Genomic DNA, 25630 nt, shown 5'->3' with positions numbered 1-25630 from the left:
GAGTAATACATCTACATATAAAGAAAAAATCCCAACCTGTTACAGTTGGGATTTTATAATATAATTTGTGATTTTGGTGAGATCCCGCTATGCAGCGGGATGAATAAAACTACGATTCTTGCTGCGCACGGGCGCTTGCATAAAAAAATCCCAACCTGCTACAGTTGGGATTATATAATATAATTTGTGATTTCGGGTTAAAGATCCCGACCTGCGTCGGGATAAGCGATTCACACAAAACGGCAAAAAGTCATTTTGGTTCTCTGCTTACTTCACCTCTTCAAAATCCACATCTTCCACATCGGCGCTTTCATTTGCTCCTTCGGTAGTGTCACCTGCGTCGCCAGTTGGTTCCCCGCCTTCGGCTGGGTTGCCTTGCTGTCCTTCGGCTTGTGCTTTGTAGATTTCTTCACTTGCGGTCTTCCAGATTTCGTTGATATTCTCCAACGCTGGTTGAATAGTCGCTACGTCTCTTGTTTCGTAGGCTTTCTTCAACTCTTCTAAAGCACCTTCGATCTTGGTTTTGTTATCTTCCGATAATTTATCTCCAGATTCTTTCAGCAACTTCTCTGTTTGGAAAATCATTCCGTCTGCTTCGTTGATCTTATCTGCAGTTTCTTTTAATTTCTTATCAGATTCAGCATTCGCTTCCGCTTCTTGCTTCATTTTCTTGATTTCATCTTCTGTTAATCCAGAAGATGCTTCAATTCTAATATCCTGCTTCTTCCCTGTCGCTTTATCTTCGGCACTTACTTTAATGATACCGTTGGCATCAATATCGAAAATTACCTCAATTTGCGGTACACCACGTTGCGATGGTGGAATTCCGTCCAGGTGAAAACGACCAATTGTCTTGTTGTCGTTCGCCATAGGGCGCTCTCCTTGCAATACGTGAATCTCTACAGATGGCTGATTGTCGGCCGCTGTTGAGAATACCTGACTTTTCTTAGTAGGAATTGTGGTATTTGATTCAATAAGCTTCGTCATTACGCTACCCATTGTTTCAATACCTAAAGAAAGTGGTGTTACATCTAGTAACAATACATCTTTTACATCTCCAGTTAATACCCCACCTTGGATAGCAGCACCTACGGCAACCACCTCATCCGGGTTTACTCCTTTAGAAGGCGCTTTTCCGAAGAACTTCTCTACTGCTTCCTGAACTGCAGGAATACGTGTAGATCCACCTACTAAAATTACCTCATCAATATCGCTGTTTGTTAATCCTGCAGCTTTCATTGCAGTCTTACAAGGCTCGATCGTTCTTTTTACTAAATCGTCAATCAATTGCTCAAACTTAGCACGTGTTAACGTTTTTACCAAGTGTTTTGGTCCGCTAGCGGTAGCCGTTACGTATGGTAAGTTGATTTCAGTTTGTGCAGAAGATGATAATTCGATTTTTGCTTTTTCAGCAGCTTCCTTCAAACGTTGTAGCGCCATTGGGTCTTTACGAAGATCCATATCTTCCGCAGCTTTAAACTCATCTGCCAACCAGTTGATAATTTTCTGGTCCACATCGTCACCACCTAAGTGTGTATCCCCATCGGTTGATAATACTTCAAAAACGCCATCTCCTAATTCAAGGATAGAAACGTCATGCGTACCTCCACCAAAGTCAAATACTACTATTTTCTGGTCGGTACTCTTTTTATCTAATCCGTATGCCAATGCAGCCGCTGTAGGCTCATTGATAATACGTTCTACTGTTAATCCTGCAATTTCACCTGCTTCCTTAGTGGCTTGACGCTGGCTATCGTTAAAATAAGCCGGTACGGTAATTACCGCACGGGTTACGTCTTGTCCCAGGTAATCTTCAGCAGTTTTCTTCATTTTCTGAAGAATCATGGCACTTAATTCCTGTGGTGTATACAAACGACCATCGATATCTACACGTGGCGTATCGTTATCACCTTTTACTACTTTGTAGGCTGCGCGTTCTGCTTCGTTTTTACTTTCAGAAAACTTATTTCCCATAAAACGCTTGATAGAGGCAACCGTTTTTGTTGGGTTGGTTACCGCTTGACGTTTTGCAGGGTCTCCCACTTTAATTTCGCCTCCTTCTACAAATGCAATCACAGAGGGAGTTGTTCTTTTTCCTTCGGCATTAGGGATTACCGTTGGCTCGCTACCTTCCATTACCGAAACGCAAGAGTTAGTGGTCCCTAAGTCGATTCCAATTATTTTACTCATATTATTTATTTTATATTTTTAATTTGAATTTTTACTACGCCTTCTATAAGTCAAGGAATGTGCCAAGGGAGAGATACTGACAAGGTGACAGACCGCATAGCGAAAATCTCAAAAAACAAATACCAAATTCCAAAGTGTGGCATTAAGTTGATTGAGTGACTTAGTAATTGAGTTAATTATTATGTGTTAGTTGTAGATTGGTTTGGAGTGGAAAATCCAATTTACTAAAACAAAAATAAAATTGAAATGGCGAAACTTATCTGATATAGACTAATTTTTCAAACAAATATCCAATATATAGTTCCTTCCCCCAGCGGCTACCCATTTTTCATTTTTCTAAGAATTTTATTCCGTGATTTGGGGGAAGAGCCTGCCCCGTCTTTTTTACGGGGTGAATTTCGGAACAAAATTTAAATGATTACTAAGAATGTCTAATCCGAAATTCGGAAGGGGGATTACAGCTTATTATCGTAACTCTTCTTAATCAACTCTGCCTTACTATTAATGCCCAGCGTTTTGTAGATGTTCTTAATATGCGTGCGGACAGTGTTGATAGAGACGAAGAGGTCGTCTGCAATCATTTTATAGCTTTTTCCGGCTACAATGCCCTTAACGACGTCGTTTTCACGGGGAGATAACAGACTTTGTTTTGATGATTTTGGCGCGTAGTGATTAACAATCTTTCGTGCAATAGAAGGCGACATATACGATCCGCCATCTTGGACTACCTCAACGGCCTCCTGTATTTTCTTTAAAGGTGTTTTTTTAGACAAATAGGAACAGGCTCCTGCACAGAGCGCTTTAAAGATGCTGTCATTATCCTCAAAGGTAGTGAGCATAATAATGTCTACTGCTGGCATTTCATCTAACAATAATGGGATGCCTTCAATGCCTGTCATTCCTACTAAGTTAATATCCAATAACAATACATCCGGAAGCATTTCCATAGCAGGAATCTGTTTCAAGAAATCTTCCACGCTGGCGGCAACCGTTAAGCATTCCATATGCGCTACCGAATCAAAAAAGGCTTTTAAGCTTTCCTGAATCAATACTTCATCTTCTATGATTGCTAAGCGAATGGGGTTCATGTAGGGTACGCTATTGATAGTTTATAAAGTTAACCTAATAAAGCACACGCCAAATCACATCTTTGTGTGATATTGAAGTACAAACGTTGCCAAGTTTCGTTCTTTTTATTTTATTAAAAGTTCATATTAGTTCTTATGCTTAGCTTATGTGCGGTTACTACTTCTCAATGTCGTCTAACAGTTCTAACACAACTTCGGTTTGCAGCAAGACGTCTTCGCTAAGTTCTAAATATCTGCCTATTGTATAACTTTCTTGATCTAAATACGCCATTAAATTCTTTGGTTGTTCAGTAGTTTCTATTCCTTTCCATAAAAGTTTATTAAGAGATGTATTAGTGGTTTTTGTCGGGTACTTAAGGAAATAATTCGACATAAAACCCAAAAAATATTCTCTGTTACCCCTTGTAATTTCATTTTCAAAAACCTGAAGTCTGTTAAGTTCCATAATGGCTTCTCGAAGTTTTTTAGGTAGCAAATCTATGTTTCCGCTAGAGATGAGTAAACTAAAGCTATTGGTATTATAGGTGTTAACAACCCTTATTCCATTCCCAAATTCGTTACTGAATAATGATATGAACTCATCTGTTGAAGTAAAAGAGGTGTTTACTATTTCATCAAATAATTGCCTTAAAACTTCTTGTCTTTTTTTATTCTGCTTAATTCTATCATTTAATTGTATGGTGTCTTTTCTATAATCATTTTCTAATGAAATCAGGTATTCGTTTTTAAGGTGTTGCTTCTTTTATTGTTCATTCCAGGTATTGAGTTGCAACGCAATCAATATTCCAATCACCACGAGCACTATTTCGCCAATGGCATAGAGGAAGTACTTACTGAACCTGCCTGCCGGCAAGGCAGGTTTATTTTCAACTACTAATCGCTGTCGGATTTTACGAAAGAATTTTATCATGGTATCTTATTATCAATAGTTTCAATTAACACCAGTGCTGCTTCTTTATATTGTTTTAAATAGTCTAAATATATCTTGTAATACAGTCCATAAAATGAAACAACCCGATTCCTATAATCTACAGACGTAAGGGCATAGGTTATAAATTCTTCATTCGGTTCGTCATTTGAAAAATCTTCAAACCATGTCATATTATTTTTAAAATAGAACCGATTGCCGTTGTAATCCATCGTAGCTTCTTCTATTGCCACATCGATTTCAGTGCTAAAAAAAGAGTGAAAATCGATTACCTTCACCGAAAGACTATCCTGATTTGAATTTAAGAACCCACTGTTTTCTTCCAATAATGTAAGCCCCTTTGATTTTAATTTTATGTCTGGGAAACCATTCAGAATAGAAATACAACCACTACAGCTTAGGTAATCATCATAGGTTATTTCTTTAGTAAGTACGCTTTGAAATACACTATCCCTGAATCGAGTTACTTCGAGTACCCAATCAATTGATTTAACATCAGCAACTAAGTCGCTTTTTACAATAGCATAAATATCTTTAATCGTGTTTTTTGTTTTGCGTTTCTCATTCCAGTTATTAATAGACAGCGCAATTAAAATTCCGATTACGACTAGGACAATTTCGCCAATGGCGTACAGAAGATATTTGCTGAATTTACTTTCAGCAACTAATCTTACACGAATTTTTCTGAAGAATTTATTCATTGGTTATTTTATTTTGCCCTTACGTATACCTTACTAAAACCTACCTTCCTCCCGGAGGGCAGTGAAGCTTTAAAAAGTTGGTAAACATAGTAGACAAATGCCTAAAGGTCCCATCTCCTTCTCGCATTCCGTGCGATCTGTTTGGATAGGGCATAAATTGAAATTGCTTGTTGTGTTTTACTAATTCGTTTATCAAAAGCTCCGCATTTTGGTAATGTACATTATCATCTCCGGTGCCGTGTATGTACAATAAATTTCCTTCCAGATTTTTAGCGTGGGTTACGGGAGATCCTGCTACAAAATCTTCCATGTTTTCTTGAGGAAGGCCCATATAGCGTTCCTGATAAATATTATCATACGTTAACTGATTAGCAACCGCAGCGACTGAAATTCCCGTTTTGTAAATTTCAGGATAACGAAATAGCAGGTTTAAAGTGGCCGATCCGCCTCCACTCCATCCCCAGACAGCTACACGCTCTGCATCTACAAAATCCCATTTCAGAATTTCTTTGGCTGCCTTCGCCTGATCATCAATGTTTATGACACCAATTTTTCTATAAATAGACTTTCGCCATGCGCGTCCTTTTGGCGCGGGCGTCCCTCTGTTATCTATAGACATATAGATATATCCATCGGCAGCCATATCTCCATTGTACAAACTTCCACCTACGCCATAGGTATCGGTTACTGTAGTGCCAGCGGGTTCAGTATACACATAAAAAACGACTGGATATTTTTTGGTGGGATCGAAATTGGCTGGTTTAACCATCCATCCGTCCATTTCTATAGTGTCTGAAGTTGTTATCTTAAAGAACTCGGTGGTTGGTTCTTTTTCCAATTTTTTTAGATTGAGTACAATGCTTTCATCGGTATTCAGCGCTTTGTGATTCGCAACGGTTATAAATTCTGTGGCCCTTGGTGTATAATGGTTTGTAAACGTATGTTCAGCATAGGAGCCATTAGACGAAAAAGAGTAATCGTGGGTTCCTTTTAGGCTTTCAGGACTTAATAATTCGTTATTCTCTTTGCCGTTTAACTTCGTTCTGTACAAATACTTCTGTGTGGCATTGTCTGGGGAAGCTAGATAGTACACATAGCCTTCTTTACTGTTGATGTGTTTTAAATCGATTACATCATAGTCCCCTTTTGTGATAAGCACTTCTGGCTTTCCTTCCAGAGAAATCTGATATAAATGTCTCCATCCATCTTTTTCTGAAGCCCAAAGAATGCTATTGTTCTTTTCTAAAAAGCTAAAACTATTGGTATAATCAACCGCGTACGGATTACCCAATTGAAATAAATCTACCCAGGCATCGTCCCTTTCTTCCTGAATCATGGTGACGCTTCCTTTTACAGCATCGGCAATGTATAGTTTGCTGTAATTCTGTTTTCTGTTTAATTGCTGAATGAGCAGCTTATTGGTAGTAGGAATATATTCCATACGAACCAAATAGTTATTAGCGGGATCGCCGGGAATATTCATCCATGTGGTTTTACCATCCGAAAGCTGTACAACACCAACTTTACAAACGGAAGGGCTCTCCCCCACTTTAGGATACTCTAGCGGCACTAACTGCGAATAGATCTCCTCTGTGTTGTTTATCATATAAAACTTCTTAATAGCGCTTGCATCTATCTGCCAGTACGCAATAGACTTGCTGTCCGGACTCCAACGGAAGCCATCTCTACAGAAAAATTCTTCCTCGTACGCCCAATCAAAAGTTCCATTGATTAATGCCACCGTGCCATTGGTGGTTAACGCTTGCACTTTTCCAGTTGCGTAGTCTTCACTGTATAAATTGTTTTCAGAAACATAGGCTATTTTATTGCCATCTGGAGAGAATTTTGCAAACATGAGCGTGGCTACTGGCAGGCTTTTCCCTACTTGGGTGAGCGCATTTGTTTTAAAGTTGAAAACCCAATAGTCGCCTTTTGTATTGAGCCTCCAAACTTTTTGAGTGTTGGTAAACAACAATACTTTTTGTTGGTCTTCTGAAAATGAAAAATGTGCCACTACTAAGGGTTCCGACATCCCTGCTGGCGTCAACTGCGCTTTTGAAATAACCGTTTTAACATCCTGATTTGGTAAGGTGTAGGTGACCAATTGATTTTCTTCTAATTTGAAATAAGAATCCCCGTCGTTCGTCCAGTTTACCTGTGCTACTCCCATGAAACTAAAGGAGAAAAAACAAATAAAGGCTAGAAATTTAACCGTATTCAAATTGATGGATACATATTTTTTAAGGTGTTTCATATTAGTAATTTCTAAAGGTTTGATTAAAAAGCATTTTTATAACTATTCTATTTTTTTTCGCCTGGGTGATAGGTTTTTTCAGCACGTTTTTCTACATCTTCTCTGTAAAAGGCGACTTCTTTAAAGTTTCCATCGGCATACCGTTGGGCTTGATCGTCAAAATGAGGCGAAGTTGGATCACCGCTTTGTCCTCCAGCTAACATAGACTTTGCTTTAACCTTATCCCCAAATTCTACAACAGCCACAAAACTATTGCCAGAGGTTCCATACTGTTTTTTGGTGTCTGTGCCAAATTGAGTACCGAAAGATGCTAACGCTCCCCACATACCTGAAGCCATGCCAACTGCAATACTTGGTTTGGAATCATCAAATTCTTGCTTGATTTCACCGTCATTTCTTTGGTATCTATTGAATTCTCCCCACGGGGTGTTCCAGGAACCAAAATCTGCTGCAAGATCTTCCAAAGCCGTTTGAAAAACTTCTAAACGTTCTTCAGGAGACGCTGTTTTACTCATATACTCAAAAGCTCCTAATAGCGTTGTTCTTTTATTTCCCGTCATTCTGGGGATTTTATCAGATTTATAATAGGTATTGACGTAAAATTGTGTCAATGTCATTTCAACAGAACTTTCAGATACTCTGAAATCCCAGGCCTTTAAAAGTTCCATCGCTTCTTTGGCTTCTTGTGATTTTACTGCTGAAGCATTCGCAGCTTCGATTAAACCAGTAATTAGGATATCGGCTCCCGGTAAATAGCTGTCGTAGGCTAAATCAATAAGTGTGTCTAATGTTAAATCGTCTGCTTTTTTCAGCAAAGGGATGGCATGCATACCTCTGAAGTTTTCAGGATACGAACTCATATATTCAGGATAGTCTTCTTTTTTAGGGCTGTATTCCGCTGCGCTCGTAAAGGGTGTAGAGTTGCAATTTTGAATCCAGCCGTTTGGAGGATTTACCACAATGATATTATCTTCTAATTCGTGCAGTCCATTCCAATCGGTTTCTGGATTACTCCCATCAACAGGATTTGTGTAATCGAACTTTTCATTTCTTTTTGGGATAAAATTTCCGTGGTAATACGCAATGGTGCCATCTGCATCTGCATACACCGTGTTATTGGAAGAGTTAGTGCGAATATCCATCATGTTATAAAATTCATCATGATTGGATTTTTTAGATCTTGTAAAAGATTGCTCCAAAGCCTTTATCGGGCTCCACATTAAGGCGGTAGAAACCCACTTCTCGTCATTGGCATGGGTTATGGGACCGTGATGTGTGCGGTACATCATAAATGTTTTTTCTTTTAAGGCATCAGCACTTCTATAATTCAATGTAACTTCTAAAGAATCTACAGAACGCAAGGCATCTCCATATTTATAAGATGTTTTACCGTTTTCCCTAACGATGGTCTCTTCAAACTCGTCAATAATATCGGTTCCTGTGGAGGTATGCATCCAGCCTGTCTTTTCATTAAATCCCTGGTAGACAAAAAACTGTCCCCACGTTACTGCACCATAAGCGTTAAGTCCTTCTTCGCTCACCATATGCACTTCGCCACGAAAAAAGAAAGAGGTATGCGGATTTATAAGAAGCATCGCATCACCCGATTTTGTTAAGTTACCTGAAATTGCAAATCCGTTAGAGCCTCTTGGTTCATCGTCTTTTAATCTAAGTAAGCCTTCATTAACAGCCACTCTGATATCGGTGTCATTTTCATAAAAATCTTTTATTTTTTGAGTCGAAACTCTCTCAATATCACCTCCAATGGAGCCTTCGCTAAAATACATTGGCATCCAGGGTTCAAAATGCGTCAAGAGTTTTGGGGTTACCTCTGGATGTGTTTTAAGGTAGTAGTTAACGCCATCGGCAAAAGCTACGCAAAGCTCTTGTAACCATTCGGGGCTATTGTTATAGTTTTCAATAGCTTCTTCTTCGGTCATATACAAATTAGCGCGCAAATCGCTGTATAGAGAAGCTTCTCCTTCCACTTCAGCAAGCCTGCCGGTTGCCCAGATATAATTGCGTTCTACACGATTGAAATCATCTTCGCATTGAGCATACAAAAGGCCAAAGACTGCATCTGCATCTGTTTTTCCGTAGACATGTGGCACCCCAAAATTGTCTCTTATAATTTCAGTATTTGCAGCGCGTTGCTCCCAGCGCTCCTGTTCGGTAAGTACTTTATCTTTTGAACTCTGGGTCGTACACCCCATAAAGAGGATCGCTAAAAAAATATACACACAGTTCTTACTAATTTTTGCTCTAAGATTGCTCATAAAAATTTTTAAAAGGTTCGATGTGTAAGTTAGCAATTAAGTACAGATCTACATAAAGTCATTTTTATGCTTTCGTTATTTTAATTGATTTAAAAGTTGCTATCAAATAAAATGTTTGTTTCATATTCTGTTGGTTTTTATGATGATTGTTAGAGGTGTTGTGCGTAGTTATTTTTTATCATTCCTAATTATTTTTCCTTCTTTCATAACAAAATGAACTGTTTTTATGGCCTCAATGTCGGTAAGTGGGTTGTTTTTAACTGCAATGATATCAGCAAAGTAATTGGATTCAAGGACGCCTCTTTCTTTATCAATTCCTAAAAGTTCAGCCGCATTAATAGTCATTGTCTGCAAAATATAGAATGCTGGTATCTCTGCTGCTTTCCAGGTTTCTAATACTTTAAGACTTGATTGTACTCGGTTTAATTCTGGCAGGTCAACAATTATATCTGTCCCAAAAGCCATTGGAGTTCCAATTTTATAGGCTCTTTTAAGTCTGTCTACTAAACCATTATTTAACGCTGTTGCTGTCGCAGCGTCCAAGCCATAAGCATACCAGTTGTCATAAGAAAAGTCTGTACCCACTAGAAAGATTCCTTTATCTTTCATTAATTGAAGCTGTTCATTGTTCAGTCCAAATCCGTGTTCAATGGCAGCTGCACCACCTGAAATCACATTTGTCGCCGCTAAATCTCCTTGTGCGTGGACGGTAACTTTTATGTTGTACTTATTAGCTTCGTCAACAGCTGCTTTAATATCTTCTGCATTATAAATACCATTGTCACCAGTTACAAGTTTGATTGCTGTGGCACCGTTATACATATTCTTTCTTATAGCTTTTTTTAATTCATTAGGAGTATCTGCATCTATATATTCAAAATTCCAAATATGTTCATGTTCGGGGTTTACACCTCTAGATTGTCCACCATAGGGCGCAATAATTTTCCCTACATAAATAATAGTGGGTCCTTGTATCCAACCATTCTTAATTGCTTTGATGATATCTGCGGTGGCGTAATTGGCATCATTACCAATTTCTTTAATAGTTGTAAATCCATTGTCTAAAAATTGTTTGGCAACAACGCTACCCCTTATTGCACGTAACGCTGTACTTTCACTTGCAAACATCTGTTCCATCTGAAGGTTTCTATAAGGAAAGTTTGCAGTGATATGTACATGGCAGTCCATTAGTCCTGGTAACACCCAAGAATCGGATAGGTCAATTATACTATCTGTCTTGTTGAATTTGAGGTTAGTTCCTACCTCTTTTATTTTACCATCTTTAACAATTATGATTTGATTGTCCAACATTTTTCCGCTTCGGGCATCAAAGAAATGACCTGCCTTAATGACCGTATTTTGAGCATTTACTAGTAAAGAAGTAAAAATAAAGGTTAAGAGAACTAGTAGTTTTTTCATAATGTGTTGGTTTATATCCTACGTTATTTTTTAATTCGATTGTATTTTTTCAAGGTTTCAATAAGTAAATCGTGTGGTAAAGCATAAGCTTTATTTTATTGACTAATGCTATTCACTTCAATCCAATAAACATCCGGGTCTTGAAAGAACACTTGGTTGATTCCATCAGGCCGTACGTTAATTTTATTAAGGGTTCCAAGGAAATCAGTGTACGCAACATTCATTGCTGTGAGTTTCTGAACAAATGCATCAAAATTCGCAGTTGATAAAGCAAGATGTATCGCCTTATTTGTCTTAATTTCATCTTTGAAAATTGATAGTAGGTACAATTCCTTTCCATCTTCCAATGAAATCCATTTTACGTTTTCTGCTTCTGGGGGCAACGGAATTATTTCCAAATTAAGAACGTTTGTGTAAAATTGAGCGGATATAGTTACGTCTTTAACCGACAATGCTATGTGGTTAAACGACAGCGAGAAATCTATCTTTTCCTGTGCATTAATCACAATAGAAAACTGAATTAAAATGAGTAGAATGATTGCATTTTTCATAAGTTAATTTTTCTTGAAGTGGTTGTTTTTTAGCTCAGTTCTTTGTTGTGCTATCGTTATTTTTATTCATAATTTGACTAATCATTCATTTCGATTGCTCCTTTAAGTTTTCCAAGTACCTTGTTAGTTTCTATTATAAGTTTCTTTAAGTTATATTCTATAAGTCGGTAATGATTTTTTTTGGAAGACACTACTGGATTAAATGCATTGGCAAGTTCGATAAGGGTCACATTTTCCCAAATAGCTTCACTTATTGGACCTTCATTATATATTGATAAATTAGCAGGATATTTAGAGTTGAGACGAGTAACCCAATCAAGGTATAATTTGAAATGGGTATTGTTTGTTTCTTCTGCACTTTTATGTAAACTATATAGCGTAAACACTTCGTTTTTTAATTCGCGGTTTAGTAAATTGATTTCCCCAGATTGTACAAGTGCATCATAAGTGTTATCATTATCAAAGTTTAATAGACCAATAACTGGCTTATATTCATATCGAACTATTTTTATTAATGTGTCAAGATTTGTAGAAGGTTTATTTAAGCGAAATTCAAAATTGCTTACTCTAGCTTTGTCTTTTTCAATAGAAATTTGCATTTTGTTAAAAGCAATACTGTCCTTTTCTAAACTTGCTATAAGTAATTCAATATTATTTGATGTTACATTTTTGTTTTGATTTGCTATATTCCAATTGTTAAATTGAATTGCAATGTAGATACCTATAACCACCAGAAAAATTTCTCCAATAGCATAAATAAGATACCTACTGAACTTATTTTCAGTCAGCATTTTTTGTCTAATTTTTCTAAAGAATTTTATCATTAGTTAGCGGTTTACAATACTAAAGCACAACTTGATTTTATAAGATTAATGTTATTGTTTAAGGAACCAATTTGGCACATAGAAACTGTTCCATCCAACCGACGGCTTTTTAAAAATATCTAACGATTTTAAAATTTTGTACATCGCTAATTGCTTTACCGTTTTATATCTAATTATTTGATATTACTGGTTGATATATACTAATACAATGAATACCTCCACCACCTAAATTGACCGCAAGAGCATCTATCATAACTATTTTTCGATTAGGAAAAACAGTTTGTAAAATTTGAGCGGCTTCTTCATCTTTTTGTTTTAATTCATCTGGCATCCCTTCTCTCCAGCAGGTTTGCCCCACAATTACGGTATCCGTAATAATAAAGTTAAGATAACTAAGTGCAGCCATCACCGTTACAGTTTCTCCCTTAGGAAACGTACTTCCATCGGTGTATTCCAATGTTTCAATATACTCATATACATAATCACCCGGACTCATGGTAGAGAAAATAGTGCCTGGCAGTGGCATGCGAATAATCGTAAATGGATTCCCATCTTGGTCCGTCGCTTTAGATAATAGTTGGTAATTTTCTTCAATTCGTTTGTGGTTTTCAAGCGCGATGGGATCGTCAAATTCTGTGCTATCTATTTGTGCCAAAAGGATGGTAGAATCATTTACAAAACGGGCGAATTCATCAATATGTCCATTTGTTGTCACTACGGTATACGCTTTTGTGCCGTCTGTAGTTGTAACAGGTCCTAGAAAAGTGTGATTATCTTCCACCAAGCCTTGTTTCAGCCATATTATTTTTTTAACGCCTAAGAGCCTTTTATATTCGGCTTCCATCTCCTTTTTGGTCATCGTTGGATTTCTACCCATTTCAACAGATTCTGTGGTAAGTAAAGTGCCTTTTCCGTTGACTTCTCTATTGCCACCTTCGCTAATCATGGCACTGGAAATCACTGGTAATTTAAAATGTTCAGCAACTCTTACATCGTACATTTCTTCGGTTTTCGTATCTACATCTAGCGTATCGGAATACCCCCAGGAATTGAAGTTAAAGTCGGCAATGGCCATGGTGTTCTGATTCGTTTTTACGAATATAGGCCCCATGTCTCTTGCCCAAATCTCAAAAGAGGGCACTTCTAGAAGGGTAATGTTTGTAAGGCTTCCGAATTGTTGTTCTAATATTTCCTTTGCATCGCCTAAAACTTCTTTATTCTTACACGTTACTACAATGTTTACATCTTCTTTTAAAGCTTCAATGATAGACAGCGTGACTTTTTCGACCGATTCGCCTTCTTTGTGATTGGTCGCTGGCCATATTAACCAGATTGCTTCCTGGGTTTCAAACTCTGCAGGTTGATTTATAACGACTAAACTATCCTTTTCTGTTGGCGATGCACAAGAAACAATCAGTAGGACAAGTATAAGACTGATTAAAAATGATTTCCTGTTTTTTTTATTAGTGCTGTTGTACATGATTGGTGATGTGCTTTCGTTATTTTTTATTTCGAATTGCATTCCTTCTTTAGTTGTCTATATGTTGATTCCATTGCTTTCAAAGTATTGTTAAAATGTTGTTTTTCTCTTTCGCTCATAGTTACAAAAAAGACTAAATCATTTTGAAATTGCTTGTAATATTTTGATTGACTATCTAAATGCCAATCATTAACTGGAAGTGTTTTTAAGATTTCATCTCCTAATGATTTTTCTACGTAATCATAATATTGATATCCAAATTGAATATTGTCATCATATGAAAATACTCTTTCTAAACTTTTTGAGCGATTTATTTCAAGCTGATAGAGTAGTTTATCCAACTCGCCATAATATCGTACCAAGTCATTCTTTAAAGAATCATTAGTCAATAAATTTAATCTTCCAGATGACACTAAATCTGTCATAGCAACTTTGCTGGGCACAAATTCATTGGTTCTTAAAGCTTGAAGATAGTTATTTAACAAAAAGGACTTATCTTTGTTTTTATTGTTTAATTCCAACAAGAGTCGTTTGCTAGTTTCTATTTTATGTTCCGATTCTTTATAGAGTTTCGAAATATTCTCACGGTCAATATCAAAATCAGCGAGTAGTTTGCAATAGTATTCTGATTCTGTTACCTTATTTTTTCTGTTTTCATTCCAATTATTTAGTGATAGTGCAATCAAAATCCCAATCACTACAAGTACAATTTCACCAATGGCATACAGCAAGTATTTACTAAGCTTATTTTCAGCAAGCATTCGTTGTCTAATATGTCTAAAAAACTTAATCATAGGTTAAAGTTTGTTATGATAATGCCCGCAAGCGGCTATCTTCACCAAAGGTCCACAAGACCTTTGATTTTGCATTGCAAAATTGTGTTGCGATAATCTGAAGAATTTTATCATACTTATTCCTTGGTCAAAAAATCTGTTACCACAGCATTTGTAGTAGTTTCCTTTTCGCACGTCCAACTATCTATAAACCATCTGCCTTGTTCAAAGTGAAGTTGTATACTATTTAATCCCCTTATTTCTGAATGAATTTCAGGATCTGTTTGTATTTACATCCTGGTTAGGTAATGTGTACGTGACCAATTGGTTTTTTTCTAATTTAAAGTAGGAATCCCCGTCGTTGGTCCAGTTTACTTGTGCTGCTCCAATAAAATTATAAGAGAAAAAACAGACAAAGGCTAACGTTTTCAAAGCATTCAAATTGATGAACCTGGATTCTTTTAGGTATATCATAGTATTTATTTCAAATGAAAATTATAGTATGTGGGTTTATGGTATTCTAAGTAAGTACGAATCCTATTCTTCTCTAGGCAAACGTGTATCTCTTTCTGCAATTTGATACACCAATGCGGCAAGTACTGTTGCATTAATCATCATATCACGTTCCGGAACATATTCTAAGACATCTAAATTGGTGTGATGCGTCACCGTATTATAATTTAATCCATCCTGAATGATCTGAAAACCCGGTATTTTGTAATAATCGAAAACGTCATGGTCTGTAAAATTGGTGTTTTCAATGGTTAGGTTCGTTACATCCAAATGCTCATAAGGTGCTAACATTTCTTCAAAAATTGGTCTTACCGCCTCGTTTCCTTGCAGGTAAATGCCTCGCATTTGTCCGGCACCATTATCCATATTTAAATAAGCCGATATTTTCTCCACCTCTTTTTTTCTGGTTTTGTCTTTTACGTTTCCGTAGTGATTTTCGGCATACGCCATAGAGCCCAAGTATCCCTGCTCCTCGCCTCCCCACAGTGCAATTCTAATGGTTCGTTTTGGTTGTAGGCCAGTTGCTTTTATAATTCGCATTACTTCCATCATCACGGCAGATCCTGCACCATTATCTGTAGCGCCAGATGCAGCGTGCCAGGAATCGAAATGCGCTCCAATCATGACCACTTCGTCTTTTAATTTTGGATCTGAACCTGCAATTTCTCCTATAATATTCACGTTATTTTGTGGTCGTAAATAAAGTTCGGCATCTAAATGAAATTTAATCTTTGGAGTAGTTCCTCTGTCTATTAAACGTTGTAGCTTCCCGAAGTTTTCCGGGGCGATTGCAAAATAAGGAAGTGTTTTCGCATGACTTTCTTTATAATTATACGTCCCGCTTGGATGAATGACGCCTGGAAAGAAAGGAGTTGTGCCCAAAATACTTAAAGCGCCTTCGGCTTTTAAAAATGCAAAAAAGGCATCATCCTTTCTCATAAAACTTTCGAAAACAACCTCCAAATCTTCAATTAAATCCATAGTACCCGCAGAATATCCAAGCGTCTTATTTGGTGCTGGTACAATCGATTTTTCTGCCTCCTTTAGCTGTTCTTCAGTATATCGTGTTGAAAGTGCATCAAACAGCATATTCTGTTGGGGAGCTGCTCCTATAAGAATGGTCTTTCCCTGTAATTTTCCACTCCATTGCTTTTTTACTTTTTCTAGATCTTCATAGCTTTCAATCCAAATTAAATCCCCTATTTGGACACCTTTTGAGGGTTCTGTCCACGCATACGGATACGCCTGGATTTTCATATACGCAGGTGCTGTCATTTCTACATTAAAAGATGTTACTTCCCATCCCATACAGTCATCGCAATAATTTTCGAAATACACCTTGTCCATTCCCCATTTTTCCAAAGTTTCCTTGGCCCATACGGCGGCAGTATAGTACTGATCTGTTCCTGTTAACCTTGGGCCATACACATCAGATAAGTCTGTTATTAAATTCATCACTTCCGATTTCTGAAAGCCTTCTGTGTTGATTTTAGAAAGTGCCTGAGGGAGTTTAGGTGTCTGGCTTATAGAAGTGTATCCTAAAAAAAGGAAAACGGTCATTAAAATTTTCGAATAGGTTTTCATGCTGTTAATTTTTATTGATTATGGTTAGATTTAAACTAATTGTTTGTCCCAATCTTAAAATACACAGTTCCATTATTTGTATTTCGTTTAAACACGAACCACGGCCTTGAGAGTTTTAAGTTTCCTGTCTCTTACTTTGGATCAACAAATTTTTTTCACTTCAAAACTTTCCGTATATACCGGCATCTGCAAACTTTGTTGCATCACTAAGCAGAACTGTATATTCTTTTGCTTTAGCAACGTCTCCTTTTTGAGCATATACAAGACGCAACGCATTATATACATAAGCACTTTTTGGAAATCTTTTTAATAGTGTCTGGTATGTTTCTATGGCGTCATCATACTTTTCAGCTTTTATATGAGCAGCTGCTAGACTCATAGCTACTGGCCTTGCATACAAGGGAGGCTCGCCATACCCAAGATCTAATTCGTTTTTATGCGCCTTTCTTAGTAGAATCATTGCATGCTCATAGTTTCCTTGCTTGCTGGCAATGCAACCTTGCAACTCCAAACTTGCTGTGTTTACTGTATTTTGGTAGTATGTATTTAGGACACTATCCTTATCCCCTTGCCTAGCATTTCTCCACAGCAAAGCATCTAGGCTGTTAGAAAAACTTATAGCTGCAGGTAAATCGTTTTTATCCAATGCTGCCATACCTTGTGTAAAAAAAGTAAATCCCTTTTTAAACTCCATATTGGCATGACTAAACACAGAATCTTTATCTATTATCTGCTCAAATGCTGTTGTAGCACGTTCCCAATTGCCAAAAGCCATTTCCATCTTGCCGGGAGCCATTAAACCCTGGCGAAAAAAGCTGTCATCGTATATATCTTTTCGGGATTTATTCACAGGCATCTTTTTTAGCCTTTCTGCATAATATAATGCCTCTTTATGCCTGCCGTCATGCACACAATTATTAATGAGGTAATTTATATTATGAATGTAATTCCAGTTATCTACTTCCTTTATACCTTCATTTTTCATATAAGTAGAATCTACTTTTACCGCCGCCACAAAAGTATCGTAAGCTTTTTTGTAATTGCCTACCCGATTGTAGATATGGCCGGGCATATGCACAATGTGGCCAGAAGCGGGAGCTAGTGCAGTGAGTGCATTTGCACTAGCGAGGGCTTCTTCTGGGCAGCAATTTTCTTTTAAGTGTATCCAATAATGATGGAATGCGTGGCTATTGGGAGCAACACGTTGCACATCTTTTAATAAAAACTCACTGTACATTTGGCCTTCCAAAGGATTCATATCTTTATCAAAACCACTCATTTTATTTAGCGCTAAAAAAAGTTTTGCATCTACATCATCAGGAAATTTGTGAATGATGAGCTCCCACTTTTTAGTGATTTCTGGATAGGCTTCATATTTTAATGAATCTTTCAATAAAGCAATCTCGCCGTATAGCTTTTCGTGTTCATTAGCTTTTGGTAGTAATTTTTTTATTTGCGTAATTGCAAGTTCCATATTGTATTCAAAAATGCTGTCTTTGTTTGGTGTAGGCATTTGTAGTAATCCCCAGTAGGGCATTATGGCAGTAGAATCTTTCCGAATGGCTTCTTTAAATGCACGATACGCTTCAAAATCCCAAAAGTCGTGTAATAGGGAAATGCCCTGGTTAAAATATGCCTGTGTTTTTTCTGATGAAGTTTCTATCTTCAATGTAGAATTACCTACGCCCTTCATAAGTTTTGGTGGTGGTAGGTTGTGTACATAAATAATTTCTGTCCTAGACGCCATCATGTGGGCAAGATGGCTATGGCTGCCAGTTGTAGCGTCATCACTTTTACTATGCTCGTGCTGGGAAAAAATTGATAGTGGCAATAAAACTATTGTAATGAAAAAAATAAGTTTCATACTAATTTTTATTTGGTTTGTTTAGTTTGCATTATTGCACCTTATGTATTTCCAATTCAATCTCTATCATAAATTCTGGAATTGCTAATTCTTTTACGCCTAGCCAAGATCCTGTTGGGAAGTGATTTTTGTAACCCTCACCGCGATAAGCAGCGATTGGTTGATTTTAAAGTCCTTTATTTTATTGAATTAGAGCCTTCGGAATGGTTTCCATTGACTAACAAATTGGCATTCCATAAAGTTAGACGATAATAACACGCGCCAAATCACATCTTTATGTGATATTATGTACACTTTTTTAACGCTGTTTCAGCAAGCAAATGCAAACCTTAAAACATTACTCTAGAATTTCATCTAAAGTCATTAGATTATCATCAGGAATACGATCTATCATTTTATTATAAGGATCAATCCCTGCTCTTACAGGAACCTTTTTTGTAATAAATGTATGTGTTGATGCTCCTGGTTTTACCCATACTTTTTCAATTACTAAAGGTGATTTGATCATCATTCCTTGCTCATTTTTCATATCATCTTCAAATACAGCTATATCGAGCAAATTTGGTTTGTCACCTTCGGCAAGTAATTTACCTGTACCGTCAAAATAATTTTTAGCACTTTCTATGTTGATTGTAACTTCATAGGTATTGTCTGCTAATTTTTTATAAGAAGCTTCTGTAACCTTGTTAGAATATAAAGTGATTTTTTCGAAGCTGTCCTCTAAATAATATTTTAAAGAATCCGGGGTTACCGCTTGCATATAATCATACCATTCGGTGGTGGTAGTAAAAGGTGCTTTTGGTCTAAATTTTGCCGCGTCTGCATACGATTTAAAGCCACTATTTAAAGTATCCTCTCCAATTAGATCTTGAAGACCATAAAGAATAAGACCTCCTTTTTGATACCAAACATATGCCTGATTGTCATTGTCTAAAAGGGTCTTTTCAAACTTACTTTCATTAGCTCTACCTCTTAAATAGTCATCTAATTCATCTTTAAGAAATCTTTGCATCGCATCTGCACCATATTCTTCTTTCATAACCATAAGTGCCGCATATTCGGCCATTGATTCTGAAATTTGATTTGCACCTCGCGTCGCTGATGGCGTAATTTGATGTCCCCACCATTGATGTGCCATCTCGTGTGAAGTAACGAAATAAAGATAATCGACATCATTTGGATCACTAAAATCACCAACCCAAGCGAAACTTTCTGAAAATGGAACTGTATTAGGAAATGATTGAGCAAATCCTTGATATCTTGGAAACTCCAGAATACGCATTTGTTGATATTGATAGGCCCCAAAATTTTCTGAGAAATAATCCATAGAGTGTTTTACGCTTTTTACAAATCGATCAATATTATAGGTATGTGATGGATGATGGAAAATCTCAATATTTACTTTTTCGCCATTTTTACCATTCCAAACGTCACGATATACTTCATATTTCGCTGAAGAGATATTGTAGAAAAAATCTATTTCACTATCCATTTTATAATGAAAGTACTTACGCCCATTTTCTTCCCATTCTTTTTGCAAGTACCCAGGCATAACGGCAATTTGATCTGGTGCGGTACTTACGGTACCTTCAAAAGTGACATAATCTGCATCATCATTAAAGAGTAAATTGCTTGTACCCCATGCATCTGTTTGCTCAGGTTGTTGATAGTCTTTTATAGGTAAGTCATACTTTTTACGCTCTTGATCACTAGTTAATTCTCCTTGAGCATTATAGCCAAATGATGGAAAAAAGTTATTATTTAAAAATGTACCGTTGTAAACAATATCCGACCCCGAACCTTCATTAGGAAAACCTTTGTAAGAAGCTTTTATTTCTATTTCTAAAGTTATGGTGTCTTTGGGTTGTAATGGTTTGTCAAAGGCGTAAATCTCGTACCCAAAATCTTCGTAACGTTTCCCTAACTTGGGCGATTTACCGTCTAGAGTGAAAAGCGTTATTTCTTTCTTTAATAAATCTTCAGGCCCTCGATTAAGGTGTAGTGAATCTATTACCTCATCTGTTTTATTAACCATAACGTAGGTTGTTCTAATAGTAGCACTTCGTTCTTCTGGTACTAAATCTGCAAAAACCTTCACATCAATTACTTTAGGCTGCGCTATTCTGTCGTATTTGCTCAATTTCTTTTCATAATCTGCCCTACCAGCAGTGCTCTCATCAACCGAGGTATACTTATTTATAGTTTTAGTATTATAATTTATAAAGACACCAGAACCAATAAACACTACAAGTAAAATTACTATAGCACTAATTGTTTTACCATTCAATCTTTCTTTAGCCAATTGCCATCGTGCCCTTCTACCAGAATCTGTGCCTCGTTTCCAGAATATATAACCAATTACCGTAAGAAAACCACCAAAGGCTAACCAATACGTTCTGAACCAAAACATCGATTCCCCTATATGGCCAAATCCGTTCATATCTGATAGTGTATAACTTGGCGAATAGCTGTATAAAAATAGATTGTTGTTTACATCTGCCAGGCTGTTAAGTCCAAAAAGCAGCACCCAAATAGCGATGGCTATTACATGCCCCATAAACTTTTTCGTTACTAACGAGTGCACAAAAAAGGCAAGCATTATAAATATAATATACTTCGGAAATTCTATTAAATATAAATCTGTGAAGTACTTTTCAAATTCAAAATTAAAATAACCTTTCACTATTTGATTGAGCATTCCACTAACTAGTATCATATTTACTAATATGAAACTTACCATCACAAGTGCTAAAAATTTAGAACCATATACAATACGATTGGGGAGCGGTAATGAACCAAAGATTTGATCATAATTAACACCGCGTTCGCGATGCAAGACTTCACCTGTCATAAATACAATCAAAATAAATATAAGAATGACATATGTAAAGTCCTTTACTTCTAGCATATATACAGTTAAAGGCAAGGAAGGTGTCCCATAAATAGGAAACCCGAACCAAGCATCAAAAAACAAGAACAATACCGCAGCTGCAAGAATAGCTTTAAAGAAGTTATCTCTTATAATATTCTTAAATTCCATCACGGCTAAACTAATTAGCAGTTTAAAATTAAGCCCCAATGAATATACTTTTGATACACTAGGTATTTTAGTTAATGCCGCTGAAGCCTTTGATGTATCTAAATTATCATTCTTCTTTTTAGTAGAATAGTTCTTATTTAAAAACTTGATAAAATCAAATCTGAATAATGTATACACTAGCGCTAGCAACCCAAGCCCTACCCAAATTAATCTATTCCAAACCAACAAACCACTAAAGGGCACTGTCATAGAATTCTGCTCTTCTGGAGTCCAATACTCTATCATATTTCCATAGCTTCCTAACCCAAATGGATCCAATAGACTCACCAACATTTTATTATCAATATCTTGCGTAAGTGTGAGCGTGACGAGGTACGTGATAAATAAAATAGCACCCCCTGCATAGGCCAACATTACTTTTTTTGTTAAACTAACTAACGCAAAAAAGATACACCCCGCAAAGAAGAAGTTAGTCCAGTATAGTAGTAATGTGGGTTGTAAATAATGCCAAAGATTTAAATCTGTAAAACGATCTGGTTCTACAAAACCAGCAAAAGGGCCAATGGCAAAACCTAGTATTAATCCTAAGTGAAGTCCAAGGCTCACCAATAATAAAACAGTCATAGAACCTAAAAAACGTCCTAATAAATAGCCTTTTTCAGTAACAGGAAAAGAAAAATAATAGTTCTCTGTTTTGTGTTCAATATCACGATATACGGGTACGCCCATGATGGCACTGGAAAGCATAATTCCGAAGATACTTATCGTAGAAAGCATCGTTGCAATGGCTACTGGAGAGTTTACAAACACCTTTTCTGATGCAGGTCCATTACCGCCAATCGATACAATAAGGCCAAAAATTAATAGAATTCCAAAGTACGCCCAAGTAGCAGGACGCTTAAATCTGTATTTTAATTCGAATAGATAAATTTCTTTAAACATAATTGAATGATTTTAAGTTTGGTTACTAAACAATTATGCAGTAACTGGCTCCATACGAGAAGTTATTTCAGCAAAATAAACGTCTTCTAAATTTGCAGGGCTTGGCTCAAACGATGCGTCTGGTTTTGTGTCGTTTAAAACGTGTATTACTGTTTGTCCAGCCTTAAGATGGGTAGAGATTACCTTCATCTCGTTTTGATAGTTCTCTAAATCCTTTTTATCAATCGCCTTTTTCCAAACACGTCCTTTCACCGCCTCTGTCAAAACCGCAGGATTCCCCTGTGCAATTACTTCACCTAAACAGATAATCGCCATATTATTACAGAGGTTAGAGATGTCTTCAACAATATGAGTGGAAAGAATTACAATGGTGTTCTCCCCTATTTCGCTCAATAAATTATGAAAACGTACACGCTCTGCAGGATCTAAACCAGCAGTAGGTTCATCTACAATTATTAATCTTGGGTCACCTATTAATGCTTGGGCAATCCCAAAACGCTGTTTCATCCCTCCGGAATAGGTGCCTAAACTTTTATTACGTACATGCCAGAGATTTGTTTTATTAAGTAGCGATTCTACTAGCTCTTTACGTTCTCCTTTATTAGAAACACCTTTTAATGCTGCAATATGGTGGAGCATATTATACGAGCTTACTTTTGGATACACGCCAAACTCCTGCGGCAGATAACCAAGAATTTTTCTCACTTTAGATTTATCATTCAAAACATCAATATCTCCTAGCATTACAGATCCAGAATCGGCTTGTTGCAATGTCGCCAGGGTTCTCATTAATGATGATTTTCCAGCACCGTTTGGTCCTAACAGCCCAAACATCCCTTGTGGAATATCTAGTGTAACATCTTTTAAAGCCTGTACTCCATTTGAATACGTTTTACTTAAATTTTTAATTTGTAAGTCCATGGTTGATTTCTATTAGTTAGTTTTTCTAAAGATATGGTAATTAAACATATAGGTATAAATACGTAGGAATGTGTTACAAATTATTTGAGTCACTTGGTACTTCGGAAATGGAACTGGATTATAAAATTCCTAGCGTTATTAAAGATGCAAAAAAGGAATTTATATGGATTGTAAGTGAAAAATTTATTCCTTTTTCAAAAAATCTGTAACTACATCATTCTTATCAGTCTCCATCTCACACGTCCAGCTATCTATCCACCATCTTCCTTGCTCAAAGTGAAGTTGAACACTGTTTAATCCTCTAATTCCTGATGCAATTTCTGGGTCTGTTCGTATTTCAAAAGCACTCCATACCTGGGCGATGTTTCCAAATTGGCTTACACTTCTTTTTAATTCCTTCTCATAAAAATCTTCTTTGGGTGCTAATACTAATGGAATGTATTCTGCTTCTAATGAATGCGAGAAAGCGTTCCCATCCTCATCCAACCTAGTAATAATGGCATTTTCAGCATGAATATAGCTGTCTCTTTCAAATTGCCAAGGATCATTGCTCGAACCTGAAATTACTTCATAATAGGCATCTATAATGGCGTCTATGGATTGTACATCTTTGGCGTATTTTTGATTTGTATTTTGGCTGAAACTTAAAGTGCAAAACAATAATGTTAGTGCGATTAGGATGTTTCTTTTCATATTTTTAATTTTTGTTTATTTCTAAGGATACTTTGTAATTTCATAGTTGCTAGACCTAAATGTGTCATAGTGCAAAAGGAATTTTTCACTTCACAACACGTGTGTAAGAGGCAAGCGGTGCAGTAATGGGACGCGTTGCTTTTTCCCCAGATTTTGAAACGGCCGATATATAATACTCAATGGTAGTTCCGGACTTCTGATTTGGTATTTCAGCAAAAAAATGATGTTCGTTTTTGGTGTTGGAAAGTATAATGGTTTTCCAGACAGTGTCTCCCTGTATTCTCCAGTAGAGTTCACTGCTATCCTCGACAAGGCCTTTCTTGCTATAATCGATAATGGTTGCATATACGTTGTGATTTTGATCTGCATCCACTTCAGTATTACTTGTATTTACACTTATAAATAAGATATCGGGATTCCAAATAGCTCGTGTGCGGCAATGCAAGGCATCGCCATCGTTCCATCCATAGACACGGTAATGGTTCTTTACTTCATCGGTTACAAAGGGCTCATCATCTAATGCGTATGTAAACCCTTTAATTGTATAGCCTGGCATTACATCCCTCCACGTTGCAAGGGCAATAGCATCCTGAGGAATATCAAAAAGTGGAATATATACCGTTTTGTTTAAAATAAGCGAATTGGTATAAGCGGCTAAACGCTCATTAATCCAACGCGCTGTCTTAATTCTTTTAATGGTATAGGGATTGCCGTAGGCCGTTTTAAATTTTGAAAGTTCTTTTTCTATTATATCGTTATAGACGCTGAATAATTCGTGATCCTCTGGTGGTTCTGCTACTAAAATAGTCTCTTCGTCAATAAGTTTTAACAAGCAATCGATATGCTGAATTCCTCTCTTTTCAAAATTTGAAATAATGTTATATCGCTGAAACCCTAACAATGAATCGTTCAGTTTCAGAAAATTTTCGGCGTCAATTCCGTGGTATTTGTTTTCAGCATAGATTACACAGGTAGAAAATGCGGTTCCCAATCCGTCTGTTAATACATTGCCACCAGTGTTATTAAATGGTAAATCCATTAGCTCAAAACCCAATTGTTTTGCAAGTGGAATTGTGGCGTCGTCGTCTATTTGGGTGAGCTCCATTTTTTTATTTTCGTCAAAATATAGAAACTGCAAGGAATCGTTGCAAGCCATATCTGTTAGCGGGGTTGCATAGATGTACTTTCCATCGGCCAACTTGTAGGAGCCTTTATCTGTAAAAACTGCACTTGGCCCCCAATCGCGCGTCCACCATGCATCTACTCCTTGTTCTGCATACATAAACGTTACCTTATTTAGGTCTATACTCCATGCTCCAAACCACTTTTCAGCTTCTTTTTGCGCCTCTTTATCTTCCACCATAGTGAATAGATGGTTGTCTTTAGCAAGTTCTATAACCAGTTTATGTGGAATACTTAATGGCCAGACAATTAAGGTGCCCAGTGCAGGTTCCCATTCTGCTGCAGTTCTGTTATGGATTCCCTGGGTGTAAAAATTAGTAGCTGCTATTTCTAAATTTTTCTTTTCAGTTGTGTCACAAGAAAAGAGTACGAATAGGATTAAAAAATGGAGATAATTTAGTTTCATT

At 36.8% G+C, this 25630-nt stretch carries 19 protein-coding genes and 1 pseudogene; all 20 read right to left on the bottom strand.

What is annotated here, in order from left to right:
• Positions 1 to 267: 267 nt before the first annotated feature.
• Entirely contained in the window at positions 268 to 2190 is a 1923-nt protein-coding gene (dnaK, locus tag ACQ2HF_RS11410) for a molecular chaperone DnaK (protein WP_432410548.1), read from the bottom strand.
• Positions 2191 to 2645: 455 nt separating this feature from the next.
• Entirely contained in the window at positions 2646 to 3278 is a 633-nt protein-coding gene (locus tag ACQ2HF_RS11405) for a response regulator (RefSeq protein ID WP_432410547.1), read from the bottom strand.
• A 157-nt stretch (positions 3279 to 3435) separates the two neighbouring features.
• On the bottom strand, positions 3436 to 3723 hold the full coding sequence (locus ACQ2HF_RS11400; protein ID WP_432410546.1) for a hypothetical protein: 288 nt from the start codon (positions 3721 to 3723) through the stop codon (positions 3436 to 3438).
• Positions 3724 to 4020: 297 nt separating this feature from the next.
• Positions 4021 to 4188, bottom strand: a complete 168-nt coding sequence (locus ACQ2HF_RS11395) for a hypothetical protein (RefSeq protein ID WP_432410545.1) — start codon at positions 4186 to 4188, stop codon at positions 4021 to 4023.
• The gene (locus ACQ2HF_RS11390; RefSeq protein WP_432410544.1) at positions 4185 to 4907 is read right to left on the bottom strand and encodes a DUF6090 family protein; all 723 of its coding nucleotides are present in this window, start codon (positions 4905 to 4907) and stop codon (positions 4185 to 4187) included. The genes ACQ2HF_RS11395 and ACQ2HF_RS11390 overlap by 4 nt, the downstream gene beginning before the upstream one ends.
• A gap of 40 nt (positions 4908 to 4947) precedes the next feature.
• Positions 4948 to 7161, bottom strand: a complete 2214-nt coding sequence (locus ACQ2HF_RS11385; protein ID WP_432410543.1) for a S9 family peptidase — start codon at positions 7159 to 7161, stop codon at positions 4948 to 4950.
• A gap of 47 nt (positions 7162 to 7208) precedes the next feature.
• Positions 7209 to 9437: a penicillin acylase family protein gene (locus tag ACQ2HF_RS11380; RefSeq protein WP_432410542.1), complete on the bottom strand. Its 2229-nt coding sequence runs from the start codon at positions 9435 to 9437 to the stop codon at positions 7209 to 7211.
• 168 nt (positions 9438 to 9605) lie between these two features.
• Positions 9606 to 10856, bottom strand: coding sequence for an amidohydrolase family protein (locus ACQ2HF_RS11375; RefSeq protein ID WP_432410541.1), 1251 nt, complete (start codon positions 10854 to 10856; stop codon positions 9606 to 9608).
• 95 nt (positions 10857 to 10951) lie between these two features.
• Positions 10952 to 11407, bottom strand: coding sequence for a VOC family protein (locus ACQ2HF_RS11370; RefSeq protein WP_432410540.1), 456 nt, complete (start codon positions 11405 to 11407; stop codon positions 10952 to 10954).
• Between the two features lie 77 nt (positions 11408 to 11484).
• Positions 11485 to 12231, bottom strand: coding sequence for a hypothetical protein (locus ACQ2HF_RS11365; protein WP_432410539.1), 747 nt, complete (start codon positions 12229 to 12231; stop codon positions 11485 to 11487).
• Between the two features lie 169 nt (positions 12232 to 12400).
• On the bottom strand, positions 12401 to 13753 hold the full coding sequence (locus ACQ2HF_RS11360) for an agmatine deiminase family protein (RefSeq protein WP_432410538.1): 1353 nt from the start codon (positions 13751 to 13753) through the stop codon (positions 12401 to 12403).
• The gene (locus tag ACQ2HF_RS11355) at positions 13738 to 14505 is read right to left on the bottom strand and encodes a DUF6090 family protein (RefSeq protein ID WP_432410537.1); all 768 of its coding nucleotides are present in this window, start codon (positions 14503 to 14505) and stop codon (positions 13738 to 13740) included. The genes ACQ2HF_RS11360 and ACQ2HF_RS11355 overlap by 16 nt, the downstream gene beginning before the upstream one ends.
• 252 nt (positions 14506 to 14757) lie before the next feature.
• A complete protein-coding gene (locus tag ACQ2HF_RS11350; protein ID WP_432410536.1) occupies positions 14758 to 14958 on the bottom strand; it encodes a hypothetical protein in 201 nt (66 codons plus the stop codon).
• A 63-nt stretch (positions 14959 to 15021) separates the two neighbouring features.
• The gene (locus ACQ2HF_RS11345; RefSeq protein ID WP_432410535.1) at positions 15022 to 16581 is read right to left on the bottom strand and encodes a M20/M25/M40 family metallo-hydrolase; all 1560 of its coding nucleotides are present in this window, start codon (positions 16579 to 16581) and stop codon (positions 15022 to 15024) included.
• Between the two features lie 160 nt (positions 16582 to 16741).
• A complete protein-coding gene (locus tag ACQ2HF_RS11340) occupies positions 16742 to 18445 on the bottom strand; it encodes a tetratricopeptide repeat protein (protein ID WP_432410534.1) in 1704 nt (567 codons plus the stop codon).
• A gap of 31 nt (positions 18446 to 18476) precedes the next feature.
• A pseudogene (locus tag ACQ2HF_RS11335) lies at positions 18477 to 18599 on the bottom strand (RidA family protein); the annotation flags it as partial.
• 183 nt (positions 18600 to 18782) lie between these two features.
• The gene (locus tag ACQ2HF_RS11330) at positions 18783 to 22427 is read right to left on the bottom strand and encodes an ABC transporter permease/M1 family aminopeptidase (protein WP_432410533.1); all 3645 of its coding nucleotides are present in this window, start codon (positions 22425 to 22427) and stop codon (positions 18783 to 18785) included.
• A 33-nt stretch (positions 22428 to 22460) separates the two neighbouring features.
• Positions 22461 to 23348 (bottom strand): ABC transporter ATP-binding protein, encoded by an 888-nt coding sequence (locus tag ACQ2HF_RS11325; protein WP_432410532.1) that lies wholly within the window; start codon positions 23346 to 23348, stop codon positions 22461 to 22463.
• 183 nt (positions 23349 to 23531) lie between these two features.
• Complete coding sequence (locus ACQ2HF_RS11320) at positions 23532 to 24041, bottom strand: hypothetical protein (protein WP_432410531.1); 510 nt, start codon at positions 24039 to 24041, stop codon at positions 23532 to 23534.
• Between the two features lie 85 nt (positions 24042 to 24126).
• Positions 24127 to 25629, bottom strand: coding sequence for an agmatine deiminase family protein (locus ACQ2HF_RS11315; protein WP_432410530.1), 1503 nt, complete (start codon positions 25627 to 25629; stop codon positions 24127 to 24129).
• Position 25630: the final 1 nt, after the last annotated feature.

It is taken from the genome of Rasiella sp. SM2506 (assembly GCF_050859505.1).
GTDB lineage: Bacteria > Bacteroidota > Bacteroidia > Flavobacteriales > Flavobacteriaceae > Marinirhabdus.
Note: the sequence above shows the minus strand (reverse complement) of the source record. Positions and strands in the feature narration are given on the sequence as shown.

Coding starts and splice junctions, on each gene's coding strand:
- ACQ2HF_RS11330 (WP_432410533.1), bottom strand. CDS start 22,427: ATGTTTAAAGAAATTTATCTATTCGAATTAAAATACAGATTTAAGCGT.
- ACQ2HF_RS11355 (WP_432410537.1), bottom strand. CDS start 14,505: ATGATTAAGTTTTTTAGACATATTAGACAACGAATGCTTGCTGAAAAT.
- ACQ2HF_RS11395 (WP_432410545.1), bottom strand. CDS start 4,188: ATGATAAAATTCTTTCGTAAAATCCGACAGCGATTAGTAGTTGAAAAT.
- ACQ2HF_RS11370 (WP_432410540.1), bottom strand. CDS start 11,407: ATGAAAAATGCAATCATTCTACTCATTTTAATTCAGTTTTCTATTGTG.
- ACQ2HF_RS11380 (WP_432410542.1), bottom strand. CDS start 9,437: ATGAGCAATCTTAGAGCAAAAATTAGTAAGAACTGTGTGTATATTTTT.
- ACQ2HF_RS11360 (WP_432410538.1), bottom strand. CDS start 13,753: ATGCAATTCGAAATAAAAAATAACGAAAGCACATCACCAATCATGTAC.
- ACQ2HF_RS11385 (WP_432410543.1), bottom strand. CDS start 7,161: ATGAAACACCTTAAAAAATATGTATCCATCAATTTGAATACGGTTAAA.
- ACQ2HF_RS11375 (WP_432410541.1), bottom strand. CDS start 10,856: ATGAAAAAACTACTAGTTCTCTTAACCTTTATTTTTACTTCTTTACTA.
- ACQ2HF_RS11390 (WP_432410544.1), bottom strand. CDS start 4,907: ATGAATAAATTCTTCAGAAAAATTCGTGTAAGATTAGTTGCTGAAAGT.
- ACQ2HF_RS11400 (WP_432410546.1), bottom strand. CDS start 3,723: ATGGAACTTAACAGACTTCAGGTTTTTGAAAATGAAATTACAAGGGGT.
- ACQ2HF_RS11325 (WP_432410532.1), bottom strand. CDS start 23,348: ATGGACTTACAAATTAAAAATTTAAGTAAAACGTATTCAAATGGAGTA.
- ACQ2HF_RS11340 (WP_432410534.1), bottom strand. CDS start 18,445: ATGAAACTTATTTTTTTCATTACAATAGTTTTATTGCCACTATCAATT.
- ACQ2HF_RS11365 (WP_432410539.1), bottom strand. CDS start 12,231: ATGATAAAATTCTTTAGAAAAATTAGACAAAAAATGCTGACTGAAAAT.
- ACQ2HF_RS11315 (WP_432410530.1), bottom strand. CDS start 25,629: ATGAAACTAAATTATCTCCATTTTTTAATCCTATTCGTACTCTTTTCT.
- ACQ2HF_RS11350 (WP_432410536.1), bottom strand. CDS start 14,958: ATGATATACCTAAAAGAATCCAGGTTCATCAATTTGAATGCTTTGAAA.
- ACQ2HF_RS11320 (WP_432410531.1), bottom strand. CDS start 24,041: ATGAAAAGAAACATCCTAATCGCACTAACATTATTGTTTTGCACTTTA.
- ACQ2HF_RS11345 (WP_432410535.1), bottom strand. CDS start 16,581: ATGAAAACCTATTCGAAAATTTTAATGACCGTTTTCCTTTTTTTAGGA.
- dnaK (WP_432410548.1), bottom strand. CDS start 2,190: ATGAGTAAAATAATTGGAATCGACTTAGGGACCACTAACTCTTGCGTT.
- ACQ2HF_RS11405 (WP_432410547.1), bottom strand. CDS start 3,278: ATGAACCCCATTCGCTTAGCAATCATAGAAGATGAAGTATTGATTCAG.